Origin of the sequence: Sporosarcina pasadenensis, from assembly GCF_047228845.1 — a bacterium.
Lineage (GTDB): Bacteria > Bacillota > Bacilli > Bacillales_A > Planococcaceae > Sporosarcina.
The window spans coordinates 427,322-443,444 of record NZ_JBFEGM010000001.1 but is presented as its reverse complement, the minus strand read 5'-3'; the positions used below and the strand labels follow the sequence as shown (position 1 = coordinate 443,444).

Here is a 16,123-nt window from a genome sequence, read left to right as displayed (position 1 = left end):
AAGGATGACTGCCCATGACAAGCAAAAAGAAAATCCCTTTGCGTAAATGTGCGGCGACGGGTGAGATGTTGCCAAAGAAAGAAATGATCCGCATTGTTCGCACAAAGGAAGGTGAAGTTTCAGTCGATCTGACAGGCAAAAAATCAGGACGGGGTACATATGTATCAAAAACTGAAGAGGCTGTTGAAACAGCAAAACGCAATCGATCGATTGAAAGCCAGCTTGGAACATCGGTGCCTGCGGAAGTGTACGATGATCTTCTGCATGCTATCCGTCGTGAGGCATTGAAATGAATCATCCTACGAAAATCTTCCAATTGCTAGGGATGGCTGCGAGAGCACGAAAGCTCATCACAGGCGAAGAGTTGGTCGTCAAAGAGGTTCGTTCGGGAAATGCGCGTTTAGTCATCGTTTCTGAAGATGCTTCAAAAAACACACATAAAAAAGTGAATGATAAATGTAATTTTTACAACGTTGAGAAGCATGTGTTCGGGAGCCGGGAAGCTCTCGGCCATGCAATCGGAAAAGAGTCGCGGGTCGTACTCGCGTTAACGGATGCCGGCTTCGCCGGAAAATTATCCGGGCTCCTCAACGAATATAACCGGGGGTGGGCTAATGACGAAGATACGTGTACACGAATACGCGAAACAAGTGAATCGGACGAGTAAAGAAGTCATCGAAGAGCTTGGAAAAATTAATGTGAATGTTACAAACCATATGTCGATGCTTGATAAAGAGGCGACAGCGAAATTGGATCAGCGTTTTGGAAAAGGTGGCTCTGCTCCTTCCAACAAGTCTCATAGCGGACAAAATGATCGAAAGCCTGTTTCAAACGCATCAAGACCAGCAGGCAACACACAGGATAATAAAAAACAGGGCAACCGACCAGCTCAAGGCGGTCAACGTCAAGGTCAAAGTACACAAGGCGGCAACCGTCCGACTCAAGGCGGTCAACGCCAAGGCCAAAGCGCACAACAAGGCGGCAACCGACCTGCTCAAGGCGGTCAACGCCAAGGGCAAGGCGCACAGCAAGGCGGCAACCGACCAGCTCAAGGCGGTCAACGCCAAGGGCAAGGCGCACAACAAGGCGGCAACCGACCGGCTCAAGGCGGTCAACGTCCAGGCCAAAGTACACAAGGCGGCAACCGACCAGCTCAAGGCGGTCAACGTCCAGGCCAAGGTACACAAGGCGGCAACCGACCAGCTCAAGGCGGTCAACGTCCAGGCCAAAGTACACAAGGTGGCAATCGACCAGCTCAAGGCGGTCAACGTCCAGGCCAAGGTGCACAAGGCGGCAATCGTCCAGCTGGACGTGGCGGAAGACCACCTGCACGCGGCATTAACCAAGGACGTAGAAGACATCGTCCGGCGCCAATGCCGAAGGTGGAAAAGCCGTTGCCGGAAAAAATCACTTTCTACGAATCGTTGTCAGTCGGTGAGCTTGCGAACAAATTAGGCAGGGAACCGTCTGAAATCATTAAAAAGCTATTCATGCTCGGTGTCATGGCGACAATCAACCAAGAGCTAGATAAAGATGCGATTGAATTGATTTGTGCGGAATATGACGTGGAAGTGGAAGAAGAAATCCGTATTGATGTAACAGATTTGGAAATTTACTTTGAGGATTCTGAAGAGCCCGAAGGTGAATTGACGGAACGTCCGCCAGTCGTTACGATCATGGGTCACGTCGACCATGGTAAAACAACGCTTCTTGATTCGATTCGTGACACGAAAGTGACACAGGGAGAAGCGGGCGGAATTACACAGCATATTGGCGCTTATCAAATCGAAGCGGAAGGCAAGAAAATCACATTCCTGGACACACCAGGACACGCAGCTTTTACAACAATGCGTGCGCGTGGAGCGAAAGTCACTGATATTACAATCCTTGTCGTCGCAGCAGATGACGGGGTTATGCCTCAAACAATTGAAGCGATCAACCATGCGAAAGCTGCTGAAGTTCCAATCATCGTCGCTGTAAACAAAATGGATAAACCTACAGCAAACCCGGACCGAGTCATGCAGGAGCTGACGGAACATGGTCTTTTAGCAGAAGCATGGGGAGGAGATACGATCTTCGTACCGATTTCTGCATTAAAAGGCGAAGGAATCGATCAACTTTTGGAAATGGTCTTGTTAGTGGCGGAAGTCGCTGAATTGAAGGCGAGTAAAAACATCCGAGCAAAAGGGTCGGTCATCGAAGCTCAATTGGACCGTGGCCGTGGTTCGGTCGCAACCCTGCTCGTGCAGGATGGGACATTGCGTGTAGGAGACCCGATCGTCGTCGGGAACACTTACGGGAGAGTCCGTGCGATGATCAACGACCTTGGCCGTCGGGTGAAGGAAGCCGGTCCATCCACGCCAGTTGAAATTACGGGTCTGAGCGACGTACCGCAAGCAGGCGATCGTTTCGTCGTATTCGAAGACGAAAAGACAGCTCGTCAAATCGCTGAATCGAGAGCGGGCGATGCCTTGCAAGAGCAACGTGGCGAGAAAACGCGCGTGACGCTCGATAACCTATTCGATCAAATGAAACAAGGGGAAATGAAGGAATTGAACCTTATCGTCAAAGCCGACGTTCAAGGAACGGTCGAAGCGATGGCGGCATCCCTTATGAAAATTGAAGTCGAAGGCGTTAACGTACGGATCATCCATACCGGAGCAGGAGCCATTAACGAATCGGACATCTCACTTGCTGCTGCATCAAATGCAATTGTCATCGGTTTCAACGTGCGCCCTGATGTCAATGCTAAACGTGCAGCTGAAGAAGAAGGTGTCGATATACGATTGCACCGCGTCATCTATAAGGTGATTGAGGAAATTGAATCGGCAATGAAAGGCTTGTTAGATCCTGAATACGAAGAAAAAGTGATCGGGCAGGCTGAAGTCCGCGAAACATTCAAAGTTTCGAAAATCGGTACCATTGCAGGAAGCTATGTAACGGAAGGAAAAATCACCCGTGATGCTGGCGTACGTGTCCTCCGTGACAATATCGTCATTTTCGAAGGCGAACTTGACACATTGAAGCGATTCAAGGACGACGTTAAAGAAGTCGCTAGAGGTTATGAATGTGGAATTACCGTCAAAAACTTCAATGATATTAAGGAAGGCGACATCTTTGAAGCCTTCATCATGGAGGAAATCAAACGGACATGATCGTCTATGCGGAATGTACATTCTTCATACCTGACGTCCATTCATTGAAAGGCAAACGATCTGTCCTGAAAAGAATGATGGATCGCGTGAAAAATGAATTCAATGTTTCCATCGCTGAGATCGATCACCAAGATTTGTGGCAAAGGACTACAATCGCTCTCGTTTCGGTCGCCTCGTCAAAAGATGCGGCCGAAGGGGAGACGAGAAGAGCCATTCGTTTCTTGGAATCGAATCCTGATTGGGAAATGACAGAAATGATACTTGACTACTATTGATACGGAATCGGGGTGACCATCCATGTCTATGCGTGCGAATCGTGTTGCTGAACAGATGAAGAAAGAATTAGGCGGAATCATCGGCCAAAAATTAAAGGATCCTCGAATCGGCTTCGTCACAGTGACGGACGTCGAAGTGACGGGCGATCTTCAACAGGCAACTATTTTCATTTCGGTATTAGGAAATGAGTCAGAAAAAGAAGCTACTCTTGCCGGCCTGACAAAGGCGAAAGGGTTTATCCGCACAGAAATCGGGCAGCGGATCAGACTCAGGAAGACACCTGAAATCGAATTTGCTTTTGATGATTCTGTTGAATACGGAAATCGTATTGAATCGCTGCTTCGACAAGTGAACAGCGAAGAGGAATGAACTATTGGAGGAAGTCGGCGTCCGAATGGACTTTCCGGCTTCCTCCTTTTTTAAAAAGAATAAGTTAGGAGGATGGCTATGGATGGAATTCTTCCATTATGGAAACAAAAAGGGATGACTTCACATGATTGCGTATTCAAGCTTAGGAAAATCTTAGGCATGAAAAGAGTGGGTCATACAGGAACGCTTGATCCGAACGTGGAAGGAGTACTGCCAATCTGCCTCGGCCAAGCGACAAAAGTTGCCGAATACGTTACCGATGCAGGCAAGGAGTATATCGCAACCGTGTCGATAGGCTCCTCAACTGAGACGGAGGATGCGGATGGCGCAATCGTGTTGTCCGATGACACGTATAAAAAAATCAGCCGTGAAGAAATTCTACATGCGCTGAAACAGCTCACCGGTAAGATTGTCCAAATTCCACCGATGTATTCGGCAGTGAAAGTGAATGGCAAAAGACTCTATGAATACGCAAGAAAAGGAATTGAAGTGGAAAGGCCCGAACGAACTGTACATATATATGAAATCGAAATGCTCGATGATAGAGAGTTGTTCGAGGGGGAAGAAATACGGTTCATGATTCGGATTGCGTGTGGAAAAGGTACATATATCCGAACGTTGTCCGTGCAAATCGGTGAACAGCTTGGATTTCCTGCGCATATGGCGACATTGGTCCGTACGGCTTCCGGAAACTTCCGTCAACATGATTGTTTGACGCTTGCGGAAGTGGAGGAGCAGAAAGGAAACCAAACACTTCATCAATTTATCCGGCCACTGGAAGACGCGCTAGCAGATTTTGCATTCGTTGAAGCCGACGAGGATTTGTATGGTAAAATAATGAACGGACAAGTGCTTGAACGACATCCTTTACTAGTAAAAAGGGAGAAAATCGTTTTTGCAAGATCGGAAAAGGCAATTGCAATCTATTGCAATCATCCGACAAAAGAAGGATTGATGAAACCTGAAAAGATGTTTCCATTCAATCAGTAGGGGAGAATCATATGGAAATTTACCATTTGCAATATCCATCTCATACAACTATCGATGACAATGGCCCTTTTTCGTTAGCTATCGGTTTTTTCGACGGGCTTCATAAAGGACATCAGACAGTCATCACCGAGGCGAAAGCCAAGGCGAAGGAATTGGGAATCCGCTCCGCTGTCATGACGTTCGATCCGCATCCATCGCATCTGTTTGGCAAAGATGCGGATAAAGTCGGATACATAACAAAATATCCGGAAAAATCTCGCCTATTGGAACAGATGGGAATCGATGTCCTATTTATCGTTACTTTCGACTGGAACCTCGCCTCCCTTTCGCCTGAACAATTCATTGAGATTTTCATTAAACAATTAGGAATTAAGCATGTGACCGCGGGATTCGATTTCTCATTCGGATCAAAAGGGGCAGGGACGATGGAGCAAATGGCGGCCCTATCCGATGGTGAATACGGCACGACAATCATCGAAAAAGTAACTGATTCCGAAGAAAAGATTTCTTCGACCCGGATCCGGAAACTTCTATCTGAAGGGGACGTTGAGAAAACCGCTTCGTTGCTAGGAAGGCCATTCAGGACGGTTGGCAACGTCATAGACGGCGAGAAAAGAGGCAGGCAACTCGGGTTCCCGACGGCGAATATATCGCTTGACGAAGAGACAATTCTGCCAGCCAACGGCGTTTACGCAGTCATTTTTTCCGTTGCTGGTCAATCGTATAAAGGGGTGTGCAACGTCGGTGTAAAACCGACCTTCCACGATCCGAATATTCGAAAGCCGAATGTGGAAGTCCATGTGCTCGATTTCGATTCGAACTTGTACGGGATAGAGGCGTCTGTCGATTGGATTGCTCGAATTCGTGCTGAACAAAAATTCAATTCTGTTGACGAATTGATTGATCAAATCAGTAAGGACAAGGAGACGGCACGGCAATTGTTAAATAAGTGAATTAATAATATTTTATAGGCGATTCCAGCTACTTGGAGTGCAAGGCGGTGACTCCTGTGGGAATAGCGAACGCCGTTACGTAGAACGGCGTTTGCGAGTAAAAGCGAAGCGTTACGAGCAGGAATGGTAGACCGGATGCCTTAATTTCTGCAAAAAGCGCAGAAATACGGCAAATCGAACTCTTCGTGGTTCGATTGGCTGAAGCCATGCCCACGGAAAGCGTCCGCCTGGAACGGAAAGTAGCAGCGCTAATTGGGACTTCATTGTTGCATCCGTAATCCGCGCATGTTATGATGAATCAGTGCAGTAGCACTAACCTTTCCTTGGCAGATCGAATCACCAACGTTTGCTCGGGATTTGGGGATATTTAATGATTAGGAGGTGAAAAGGATGGCTATTACACAAGAGCGTAAACATGAATTGATCAACGAATTCAAAACTCATGAAAACGATACTGGATCTGCTGAAGTACAGATCGCTATCCTTACTGAAGAGATCAACAACTTGAACAACCATTTACGTACGCACAAGAAGGATCACCATTCACGTCGTGGTCTTTATAAAATGGTCGGTACTCGCCGTAGATTGCTTAAATATCTACGCGAAACTAAAGTTCAAAGCTACCGTGATCTTATTGCCAAACTCGGCCTTCGCCGTTAATAAGATGTATACGAAAAAGCGGGCCTTGCCCGCTTTTTTTTATTGAATGATTATATTTCGCATATGTCCTTCTTTTTTGATACACTACTACTTAATACATACTTCGTATGATGTCCATGTTTGAAATTAGAGAGGGGTACCATAATGACAGAACAGAAAAAGGTTTATACATTTGATTGGGCTGGGAGACCGTTAACGATTGAAACGGGCCAGCTAGCGAAACAAGCGAACGGTGCTGTGCTCGTACGATACGGAGACACGACTGTACTTTCTACAGCGACCGCTTCGAAAAAACCGAAAGCGCTTGATTTCTTCCCATTGACCGTTAATTATGAAGAAAGACTTTATGCCGTTGGGAAAATCCCAGGCGGATTCATCAAGCGTGAAGGTCGTCCGTCAGAGAAGGCCGTTTTGACGAGCCGTCTCATTGACCGTCCGATTCGACCGTTGTTCGCGGATGGATTCCGTAATGACGTGCAAGTCATTTCGCTCGTCATGTCAGTAGATCAGAACTGCTCATCCGAAATGGCTGCAATGCTCGGTTCGTCACTCGCGTTGTCCATTTCTGATATTCCGTTTGAAGGCCCAATCGCAGGAGTCCAAATCGGACGCATCGATGGGGAGTTCATCGTCAACCCGACACCTGAACAATTGGAAGTGAGCGAGCTTGACCTTGTAGTTGCAGGGACAAAGGATGCCATCAATATGGTCGAAGCAGGGGCGAAAGAAGTTGCGGAGGATATCATTCTCGAAGCAATTATGTTCGGTCATGAGCAGATCATCAAGTTGATTGAATTCCAAGAGAAAATCATTGCTGAAGTCGGCAAAGAAAAAATGGAAATTACATTATTCGAGCTAGACGAAGCATTGCTAGCTGAAGTGAAGGATAAATGTGAATCCGATTTGATCAGCGCTATTCAGACTGAAGAGAAGCACGCGCGCGAAGAAGCAATCACTGCCGTTAAAGATGAAGTGTTGGAACAATACACAGCTGAAGAAGCGGATGAGGAAACACTCAAGCAAGTTAAGGGCATTTTGGATCACCTTGTGAAAGAGGAAGTCCGTCGTCTTATCACAGATGAGAAGGTTCGTCCTGATGGCCGTGGATTGGATGAAATCCGTCCGTTAGCTTCGGAAGTAGGCATTTTACAACGAACTCATGGTTCCGGCTTGTTCACACGTGGACAAACTCAAGCACTTAGCGTATGTACACTTGGAGCCCTTGGTGAAGTACAGATCATTGACGGCCTTGGACTTGAAGAGTCGAAGCGGTTCATGCATCACTATAACTTCCCGAACTTCAGCGTTGGTGAAACGGGTCCTATCCGTGGACCTGGTCGTCGTGAAATCGGTCACGGTGCCCTTGGTGAGCGTGCGCTTGAAGCAATCATTCCAGATGAGAAAGAGTTTCCATACACGATTCGTCTCGTAGCGGAAGTATTGGAGTCAAATGGTTCATCCTCTCAGGCATCGATTTGTGCGTCTACTATGGCGATGATGGATGCAGGAATTCCGATCAAGGCTCCGGTAGCAGGAATTGCTATGGGGCTTGTGAAAAAAGGGGAAAATTATTCCGTTCTCTCCGATATCCAAGGGATGGAAGACCATCTTGGCGATATGGACTTTAAAGTTGCGGGGACAGAAAAAGGAATTACAGCTCTGCAAATGGATATTAAAATTGAAGGATTATCCCGTCAAATTTTAGAAGAATCTTTAGCGCAAGCGAAAATTGGACGAATGCACATCCTTGACCATATGATGGCGACGATTTCCGCGCCTCGTGAAGAACTTTCACAATTTGCGCCGAAGATCATCATGATCCGTATCAATCCTGACAAGATCCGTGATGTCATCGGACCTGGCGGAAAAGTGATCAACAAGATCATCGAAGAAACGAATGTGAAAATCGATACGGAACAAGATGGCACGATCTACATCTCTTCCCCTAATTCGGATATGAATGAAAAAGCGAAATCGATGATTGAAAACATCGTCCGCGAAGCGAAAGCCGGAGAATATTACTTAGGTAAAGTGAAACGGATTGAGAAATTCGGTGCATTCCTAGAAATTTTCCCTGGCAAAGACGGTCTTCTTCATATTTCCGAAATTCAGGAAGAGCGTACGAAAGCTGTCGAAGATGTATTGAAAATGGGCGATGAACTTCTCGTTAAAGTCATCGAAATCGACAATCAAGGTCGTGTGAACCTTTCCCGCAAAGCCGTTTTAAAAGAAGAGAAAGAAGCGGCGGAAAAAGGGAAAAACGAATAATCAGCTTGCATACTATAATGGAAAGCCCCTCTTTACGATGGTGTGAAGATGGTGGCTTTTTCTTCTTTCAAAAAGTGGAGGGAAATGAAATTGATACAAAAGCAAATTAGCCAAAACGGTGTCAGAATCATTCATGAAAAGATGCCGTATGTCCGGTCTTTGGCAATCGGCCTATTTGTAAAGGCGGGCTCCATCGATGAGACGGAAACAGAATGGGGACTTTCCCATTTCATTGAACATATGCTCTTCAAAGGGACATCAACGAGAAGCGCAAAAATGATCGCAGAGCAATTCGACCGGATGGGCGGGGATATTAACGCGTACACTTCCAAAGAGATGACTTGCTATTATGCGACCGTACTTGATCACCATGCAGAAGAAGCGCTAATGATAATGGCTGACATGTTCTTTAATTCCCGTTTTGACGCAATGGATATTCAAAAAGAGAAATCTGTCATTTACGATGAAATCGCTTCAGTGGAAGACACGCCTGACGATGATGTCGATGAACGTCTGTGGTCTGTCATGTATCCAGAACATTCGATTGGAAGATCTATCGGAGGAATTAAAGAAACGATCAGTTCGTTTGATAAGGAAATGATCGAGAGTTATATGTCGAGACATTATACTGCTGAAAATATCGTCATTTCGATTGCAGGAAATTACGATGATAAATTGATCGCCTACATTGAAAATCTGTTCAACTCGTTTAGTGTAAACGAATCGAAGGATACGGATGAAGAGACGCATCCTATTTTCCATAGCGGCAGGTCAACAAAATATAAAGATATTGAACAGGCACATATTTGCATCGGTTATCCGGGACTTTCACTTACCGATGAAAGGCTCCACGATCTGATTCTGTTGGATAGCATCATCGGGGGCACGATGTCCTCCCGGATGTTCCAAAAGATTAGGGAGGAGAAGGGCCTTGCATATTCCGTTTTCACGTATTACTCATCGTATATGTCTACTGGCTCATTCGTCGTTTACGGAGGAACGGGACCGGAACATTTGGAAGAGATGGTGTCAACGATGAATCAGATCATCGGTGAAATCGTAGCGGATGGGGTTACAGAGAAGGAATTGCACAATGCAAAGGAGCAATTGAAAGGCAGCTTCCTGCTCGGCCTTGAAAGTTCGGAGTCCAGAATGCATCGGAACGGAAAGAATGAACTTATCCTTTCTGAACATAAAACGATTGATGAAGTCGTTGAATTGGTTCAGAATGTGCAATTGGAAAATGTAAATTTGATTGCACGTGAGACATTTGCCAAAGAATGCGCTATTTCCATTATCGCTCCGAAAAAAACTGTGAAAAAGATCCGCTTGTAGAAATGTGCAGCTTTGCCTTCCCGAATCATATGATAATGCAGGACAATTAAAAGGGGGCAACGACTTGCTGCTATCCGAAATGGCTCAAAAAGAGCTTATCCAAGTGGAAGAAGGAATCCGGTATGGATTTCTAGCAGATACGGATCTGATTTTCAATCGAAAAACAGGAGCGATCATAGGTTTCGAAGTGAAAAAGAAATTTGGTCGATTTCCATTCCGCGGCAGGGAACAGGAGACAACAGAATTCATACCGTGGAGTGAAATCGTTTTGATTGGCGAACATCGCATTCTATTTGGAAAAACGCATAGTCTGGGGGAATTTGATATTGACGACAATTGACGGAAACTGGCTGTTCATCGGAACAGACCGCAGAATATTCGAATGCAGCCGCATTATGAAGGAACGCGGTTTCGATGTGCTTCATTATGAAGGGAACAATTATTCCGACCAGTTAGCCGACATCCTTGACGAAATCGCTCCCACACATATCGTTTTTCCGATACTGCAAATGGAAGGCACCATTCCAGTCGATAAAATTAATAAAACAGCGATTCTCTATCCAGGAATGGCCACTAATGATTGGCTGGCGGCTTTTCACGATGCGGGCATCACCATCCGACCCTATTTGAAGGAAGTTGAATTCGTCTGGGAAAATGCAGTGTTAACAGCGGAAGGGTTTCTGCTTGAATACTATCAATCGTCAAAACGACGTATTTCAGGTGAACATTTCCATATTGCAGGGTTTGGCAAAGTCGGTAAAATGACAGCTGCCGTCCTCTCGTCACTTGGGGCCTCTGTAACGATTTTGGCGCGTTCCCCTGATCAGCTAGGTGAAGCGGCCTCAAGCGGCTATGAAACAATGCAATTGCCGACAGGTATGGTTGACTTAAAAGGAATTCTCGTAAATACAATACCTGCGAAATGGCTGGATGTCGGAACGGACTCCACTTTGCGCATTTATGATTTGGCATCTGCGCCGGGTTGCCTAAGGGACAATGCCCCTGATGAATACTATACAATACACCTCGGATTGCCGGGAAAACATTTTCCGGCAGACGCAGCTAAGGCTTTGTCCGAAGCGTTGCTGAGGATGAATAGTAGATGAAAGGGGAAAAAGATGCTACAAGGGAAAAGAATTGGCCTTGGTATTACGGCATCCCATTGTACGTATGACCAAATATTGCCTGTCATTAGCGATTTACAGGATAATGGGGCGACTGTAGTTCCTGTCATTACACATTCCGTTTTGACTGCCGCGACACGATTCGGTACAGGCGAAGAATGGATTGCTAAAATTGAAGAAGCGACAGGTGAAAAGGTTATCTCGACAATAGTTGGAGCTGAGCCGTTCGGTCCAAGTTCGCCGGTCGACTGCATGATTATTGCTCCGATGACCGGAAATTCCATTAGCAAATTTGCAAACGCCGCTACGGATTCGCCTGTATTGATGGCGGCAAAGGCCACTTTGCGGAATGGCAGTCCAGTGCTGCTAGGCATATCAACAAATGACGCATTAGGTCTGAATGGTCCTAACATCATGAAATTATTGAATACGAAAAATGTGTATTTCATCCCGTTCGGTCAAGACGATCCTTTTAAGAAACCGAACTCATTGATCTCCGATTTTACATTGATGGTCCCTGCTGCGGCAGCAGCCCTCGAACACCGACAACTCCAGCCACTATTAATTATTCATAAATAAAACTAAAGATACAAAGCAGAATATTTCTAGATATGTTATAATTTCTCCAATGAACTCTTACAGGACATAGGATACGGTTTTATTCATGCATAAATTTGAATTTTATTCCGTTGCATTAATAACCGAAGAGATGTATATTTATCCGATAGTCCTTATAAATGAAAGGGAGATTGAGATGAAGAATACTAATTTGAATGTGGCAATTGTTGGAGCGACTGGAGCAGTAGGAACAAAAATTCTTGAAAAGCTAGTGGAACGGAATTTCCCTGCAAAGTCCATAAAGTTACTTGCTTCTAAAAGATCCGCTGGACTTGAAATTACAGTCGGCGGTCAAACATATGTTGTCGAAGAAACGGTTCCTGAATCTTTTGAGGGCGTCGATATCGCGTTTTTCAGTGCGGGAGGTTCCATCTCCCAAAAGTTTGCACATGAAGCGGTGAAACGCGGTGCGGTCGTTATCGATAATACGAGCGCATTCAGAATGGATGAAAACATTCCGCTCGTCGTTCCAGAAGTAAATCCACAAACATTGAAGAACCATTCAGGAATCATCGCGAACCCAAACTGTTCGACGATTCAAATGGTTGCAGCGCTTCAACCGATCAAAGAAAAATTCGGCATCAACCGGATCATCGTCTCGACATATCAAGCAGTTTCAGGAGCGGGTGCGGAAGCGATCGACGAACTTGAGCAGCAAAGCACTCAGTTCGAGGAACGAGCGAATATCAAAGCGGAATTGCTTCCAAGTGCTTCTGCAGAACGCCATTATCCGATCGCATTCAACGCTATTCCTCAAATCGATGTTTTCGATGAATCAGGGTACACTTTAGAGGAACTGAAAATGATGAATGAAACGAAAAAAATATTCGGCGATCAGCAGATGGCAGTCACAGCTACATGTGTCCGTCTTCCTGTCGTGACAGGCCATTCGGAATCAGTCTATATCGAAACAGATGATGAAAATGCAACTGTCGCTGATATTCGTTCCGCAATGGCTGGAGCTCCTGGCGTCGTCGTTCAGGATGATCCGTCTGCACAATTGTATCCGATGCCGCTGTTTGCTGAAGGGAAAGATGAGATTTTTGTCGGCCGTATACGGAAAGACCCGAAACATCCGGCCGGCTTCCACATGTGGATTGTTTCAGACAACTTGCTGAAAGGCGCAGCACTGAATTCGGTCCAAATTGCAGAGGAATTGATTAAGTGAACATTTGAAACGATTGTTCCATGTCGAAGCAATCGCTTCAACATAAAAGCCATGAAAAGGAATGGTCAGAATGGAACTTGGACAAATAGGCACAGCGATGGTCACTCCTTTTTCAAAGTCTGGAGACATCGATTTTGACTTGACTGAGCAACTGATCGAGCATTTGATCGCGACGGGGACAGATTCCTTGATTGTCTGTGGAACTACAGGGGAATCGCCCACATTAAATCATCAAGAGAAATCGAATATATTCAAATACGCAATAGAAATCGTTAAAAAAAGAATTCCTGTAATCGCCGGAACTGGTACTTTCAATACGGCGGAAACGATCAAATTGACAAAGCAGGCAGATCAGCTAGGTGCTGACGGAATTATGCTTGTGACACCTTATTACAATAAGCCCGACCAAAAAGGGATTGTTACACATTTTACTCATATAGCAAGGGAAACGGATCTTCCAATACTTCTATACAACATCCCTGGCCGGGCAGCGGTCAATATGGAAGCGGACACCGTCATCGAACTATCGAAAATAAAAAACATCCGCGCTGTCAAGGAAGCTAGCGGGAGCCTTGACCAAATGTCCGAAATCATTTCGGGAACGGACAATGGATTCAAAGTGTATAGCGGAGATGATGCATTGACATTGCCATTACTATCAATCGGTGGTGATGGCGTCATTTCCGTAGCCTCCCATATCGTCGGAGCTGAAATGCAGCAAATGATCAATGCATTCAAAGCAGGAAATACGGCAATGGCTGCATTGATGCACAGAACATTGCTTCCGTTATTCCACGCAGTATTTTCCGCTCCAAATCCCGTCCCGGTCAAGTATGCCCTTAACAAGATGGGAATCGAAACGGGAGGCGTCCGGATGCCGTTAACAGCATTCGGAAAAGACTCCGCCGCCTTCGATGCAGTATGGGATAAATTCAAAAGCAACGATCATGTTTTTGAATAATTAACTCTACACACAAAGGTGTAATCCCCGTGAGGTTGGGGGATTACACCTTTTTTTATAGGTAATATCAAGTGTGAGGCAATCTAGTTGATTGGAGTGGAGGTGCTCGACTCCTGCGAACGCCGTCACGAAGAACGGCGTTTGCGAGCATAAGCGTAGCGTTGCGAGCAGGAAGGGGCTGCCTTAATTTCTGCAAAGAACGCAGAAATACGGCAAATCGAACCCTTCGCTGTTCGATTGGAAAGCGTCCGCCTGGAGCGGAAATCAACAGGCCGGGCTTTTTTTGTTTGTGTAGTAAGGGCATTCTCACGTATAATGAAACTTAGTCGTTGTGGACGGGTATACAACAAACAAGCAACTACATAATCAAATGAAAATAGACAGTTGGAATTCAAATAAGTAACTATATGCAATTACAAAAGGTTCACCAAAATTCATACATAGACGGTTCATGATCCAACACCAGTCTTTTTCAAACAATGTATAGGAGGAAACAATGTGGCAAAAACAAAAAATGAAGTTATAAAAGTAATTCCGTTAGGAGGGGTCGGGGAAATCGGAAAAGCGATGTACGTCATCGAAATCGACGACGAGCTCTTCATCGTCGACGCGGGACTCATGTTCCCAGAAGGCGAAATGCTCGGTATTGACATCGTTATACCAGACCTGACATACATCGAGGAAAACAAAGATCGGGTAAAAGGGATCTTCCTGACGCATGGACACGAAGATGCAATCGGATCGATCGCCTATCTTCTACAAAAAGTGCAAGCGCCTGTATACGGTTCCAAGCTGACGCTCGCCCTCGCCAAAGAACATCTGAAAGAGATGCCGGCACCTGCAGGCGTGAAGTTCTTTGAAGTGACAAATAAAAGCCGGATGAATTTCAAACAGACCTATGTGACTTTCTTCCATACGACACATAGCATTCCGGATTCCCTCGGAATCGTCTTCCATACTAGTGAAGGTGCAATTGTTCATACGGGAGAATTCAAATTTGATCAATCCGCAAAAGGGAAATATCGACCGGACTTTGCAAAAATGGCTGCCTTGGGAGAAGAAGGCGTCTTTATCCTTATGTCCGATTCAAATGAAGCTGAACGTCCAGGCTATACAACTTCCGAATCTGTCATAGAAGAACATTTGTCAAACACATTCCATAGCGCGGAAGGCCGTATCCTTGTAGCGTTGTATGCTTCCAACTTCATCCGGATTCAACAGGTTTTCGACAAAGCACTTGAAACAGGCAAAAAAGTAGCAGTAGTCGGAAAGAGTCTGGAAAGCTATTTTGAAGTCGGCAAGCGATTAGGTTATTTGCAAATTGACGAAGAAACGGTCATCTCCGTAAAAGATATCGGCAAGTATTCCGATGATCAAATCGTAATCATCGTTACGGGCAATCAAGGCGAGCCGCTGGATGCGCTTGAAAAAATCGTCCGTAAATTCCATAAAGATATTAAAATAAAAGAGACTGACACGGTCCTTATTACATTCACGCCATCCCCAAGCATGGAAGTGTCGATGTATCAGATGGCAAATGAATTGTCGAAAGCTGGGGCAAACGTCCTCACCGCTTCAAAGAATGTCCACGTATCGGGACATGGCAGCCAGGAAGACTTGAAACTGATGCTGAACTTAATGCAGCCGAAGTATTTCATTCCTATCCAAGGGGAATACAAAATGCTGATTGCCCATTCGAAACTGGCACAGCAGGTCGGATTGCAAAAATCCCAGATCTTCATTGCGGACAAAGGGGATATTGTTGAATATAAAAATGACAAGATGCGGATGAGCGGCCGTGTGCAAGCTGGAAATATCCTGATTGACGGAATCGGTGTCGGCGATGTTGGCAATATCGTCCTGCGTGATAGGAAACTATTGTCGCAAGACGGCATTTTCACTGTCGTCATTACGTTAAGCCGCAGACAGAAAAGAATTGCTGCAGGTCCAGAAATCGTCTCCCGTGGCTTCGTTTATGTGAGAGAGTCCGAGGAGCTGCTGGATGAGTCGAGGAAACTCGTACGGAAAATCGTGGAAAAGTATGTGAATAAAGATACGTTCGAATGGACAAACATAAAGCAAGAGATCCGTGATACATTGAGCTCTTATTTATTCCAACAAACGAAGAGAAGACCGATGATCATTCCGATTATTATGGAATACTGATCATCTGGCAAATCGACATAATTGCACGAGGTACAAAAAAAGGATTTCCATGCCGACCTGACGGCGGGAAATCCTTTTTT

16 protein-coding genes are annotated in these 16,123 nt (G+C 45.5%); all 16 read left to right on the top strand.

All coding sequences use genetic code 11. The features are described 5' to 3' along the window. Window positions 1-14: 14 nt before the first annotated feature. The 16 genes from rnpM (at window position 15) to AB1K89_RS02185 (ending at window position 16,043) form a co-directional block, all read left to right on the top strand. Entirely contained in the window at window positions 15-293 is a 279-nt protein-coding gene (rnpM, locus tag AB1K89_RS02260; protein ID WP_413053172.1) for an RNase P modulator RnpM, read from the top strand. Then, the gene (locus AB1K89_RS02255) at window positions 290-667 is read left to right on the top strand and encodes a YlxQ family RNA-binding protein (protein WP_413053171.1); all 378 of its coding nucleotides are present in this window, start codon (window positions 290-292) and stop codon (window positions 665-667) included. Before rnpM ends, AB1K89_RS02255 begins: the two co-directional genes overlap by 4 nt. Beyond that, window positions 615-3,155, top strand: coding sequence for a translation initiation factor IF-2 (gene infB / locus AB1K89_RS02250; protein ID WP_413053170.1), 2,541 nt, complete (start codon window positions 615-617; stop codon window positions 3,153-3,155). The genes AB1K89_RS02255 and infB overlap by 53 nt, the downstream gene beginning before the upstream one ends. Continuing rightward, window positions 3,152-3,430 carry a DUF503 domain-containing protein gene (locus AB1K89_RS02245; protein ID WP_252503568.1) on the top strand — a complete coding sequence of 93 codons (279 nt, stop codon included), beginning with the start codon at window positions 3,152-3,154 and terminating at the stop codon, window positions 3,428-3,430. Before infB ends, AB1K89_RS02245 begins: the two co-directional genes overlap by 4 nt. A gap of 22 nt (window positions 3,431-3,452) precedes the next feature. Beyond that, window positions 3,453-3,800: a 30S ribosome-binding factor RbfA gene (gene rbfA, locus AB1K89_RS02240; protein ID WP_252503567.1), complete on the top strand. Its 348-nt coding sequence runs from the start codon at window positions 3,453-3,455 to the stop codon at window positions 3,798-3,800. A gap of 78 nt (window positions 3,801-3,878) precedes the next feature. Next, window positions 3,879-4,790 carry a tRNA pseudouridine(55) synthase TruB gene (gene truB / locus AB1K89_RS02235; protein ID WP_413053169.1) on the top strand — a complete coding sequence of 304 codons (912 nt, stop codon included), beginning with the start codon at window positions 3,879-3,881 and terminating at the stop codon, window positions 4,788-4,790. Between the two features lie 11 nt (window positions 4,791-4,801). Continuing rightward, window positions 4,802-5,743 carry a bifunctional riboflavin kinase/FAD synthetase gene (locus AB1K89_RS02230; RefSeq protein ID WP_413053168.1) on the top strand — a complete coding sequence of 314 codons (942 nt, stop codon included), beginning with the start codon at window positions 4,802-4,804 and terminating at the stop codon, window positions 5,741-5,743. A 390-nt stretch (window positions 5,744-6,133) separates the two neighbouring features. After that, a complete protein-coding gene (gene rpsO / locus AB1K89_RS02225; RefSeq protein ID WP_060208062.1) occupies window positions 6,134-6,403 on the top strand; it encodes a 30S ribosomal protein S15 in 270 nt (89 codons plus the stop codon). Between the two features lie 144 nt (window positions 6,404-6,547). Beyond that, window positions 6,548-8,671 carry a polyribonucleotide nucleotidyltransferase gene (gene pnp / locus AB1K89_RS02220; RefSeq protein WP_413053167.1) on the top strand — a complete coding sequence of 708 codons (2,124 nt, stop codon included), beginning with the start codon at window positions 6,548-6,550 and terminating at the stop codon, window positions 8,669-8,671. A gap of 90 nt (window positions 8,672-8,761) precedes the next feature. Then, the gene (locus tag AB1K89_RS02215; protein ID WP_413053166.1) at window positions 8,762-10,006 is read left to right on the top strand and encodes a M16 family metallopeptidase; all 1,245 of its coding nucleotides are present in this window, start codon (window positions 8,762-8,764) and stop codon (window positions 10,004-10,006) included. 64 nt (window positions 10,007-10,070) lie between these two features. Then, entirely contained in the window at window positions 10,071-10,346 is a 276-nt protein-coding gene (locus AB1K89_RS02210; RefSeq protein ID WP_252503562.1) for a YlmC/YmxH family sporulation protein, read from the top strand. After that, entirely contained in the window at window positions 10,333-11,112 is a 780-nt protein-coding gene (locus AB1K89_RS02205; protein ID WP_413053165.1) for a hypothetical protein, read from the top strand. The genes AB1K89_RS02210 and AB1K89_RS02205 overlap by 14 nt, the downstream gene beginning before the upstream one ends. A gap of 12 nt (window positions 11,113-11,124) precedes the next feature. Then, window positions 11,125-11,709 carry a dipicolinate synthase subunit B gene (locus AB1K89_RS02200; protein WP_252503560.1) on the top strand — a complete coding sequence of 195 codons (585 nt, stop codon included), beginning with the start codon at window positions 11,125-11,127 and terminating at the stop codon, window positions 11,707-11,709. A 175-nt stretch (window positions 11,710-11,884) separates the two neighbouring features. After that, window positions 11,885-12,916: an aspartate-semialdehyde dehydrogenase gene (locus tag AB1K89_RS02195; protein WP_413053164.1), complete on the top strand. Its 1,032-nt coding sequence runs from the start codon at window positions 11,885-11,887 to the stop codon at window positions 12,914-12,916. 70 nt (window positions 12,917-12,986) lie between these two features. Further along, a complete protein-coding gene (gene dapA / locus AB1K89_RS02190; RefSeq protein ID WP_413053163.1) occupies window positions 12,987-13,877 on the top strand; it encodes a 4-hydroxy-tetrahydrodipicolinate synthase in 891 nt (296 codons plus the stop codon). Between the two features lie 498 nt (window positions 13,878-14,375). Next, entirely contained in the window at window positions 14,376-16,043 is a 1,668-nt protein-coding gene (locus tag AB1K89_RS02185; RefSeq protein ID WP_413053162.1) for a ribonuclease J, read from the top strand. The last annotated feature ends 80 nt before the right edge of the window (window positions 16,044-16,123 follow it).

What these genes read in the sequence shown, in the direction of transcription:
- AB1K89_RS02245 (WP_252503568.1), top strand. Translation starts at nt 3,152, where the DNA reads ATGATCGTCTATGCGGAATGTACATTCTTCATACCTGACGTCCATTCA.
- AB1K89_RS02195 (WP_413053164.1), top strand. Translation starts at nt 11,885, where the DNA reads ATGAAGAATACTAATTTGAATGTGGCAATTGTTGGAGCGACTGGAGCA.
- AB1K89_RS02200 (WP_252503560.1), top strand. Translation starts at nt 11,125, where the DNA reads ATGCTACAAGGGAAAAGAATTGGCCTTGGTATTACGGCATCCCATTGT.
- AB1K89_RS02255 (WP_413053171.1), top strand. Translation starts at nt 290, where the DNA reads ATGAATCATCCTACGAAAATCTTCCAATTGCTAGGGATGGCTGCGAGA.
- pnp (WP_413053167.1), top strand. Translation starts at nt 6,548, where the DNA reads ATGACAGAACAGAAAAAGGTTTATACATTTGATTGGGCTGGGAGACCG.
- rbfA (WP_252503567.1), top strand. Translation starts at nt 3,453, where the DNA reads ATGTCTATGCGTGCGAATCGTGTTGCTGAACAGATGAAGAAAGAATTA.
- rpsO (WP_060208062.1), top strand. Translation starts at nt 6,134, where the DNA reads ATGGCTATTACACAAGAGCGTAAACATGAATTGATCAACGAATTCAAA.
- AB1K89_RS02230 (WP_413053168.1), top strand. Translation starts at nt 4,802, where the DNA reads ATGGAAATTTACCATTTGCAATATCCATCTCATACAACTATCGATGAC.
- dapA (WP_413053163.1), top strand. Translation starts at nt 12,987, where the DNA reads ATGGAACTTGGACAAATAGGCACAGCGATGGTCACTCCTTTTTCAAAG.
- infB (WP_413053170.1), top strand. Translation starts at nt 615, where the DNA reads ATGACGAAGATACGTGTACACGAATACGCGAAACAAGTGAATCGGACG.
- truB (WP_413053169.1), top strand. Translation starts at nt 3,879, where the DNA reads ATGGATGGAATTCTTCCATTATGGAAACAAAAAGGGATGACTTCACAT.
- rnpM (WP_413053172.1), top strand. Translation starts at nt 15, where the DNA reads ATGACAAGCAAAAAGAAAATCCCTTTGCGTAAATGTGCGGCGACGGGT.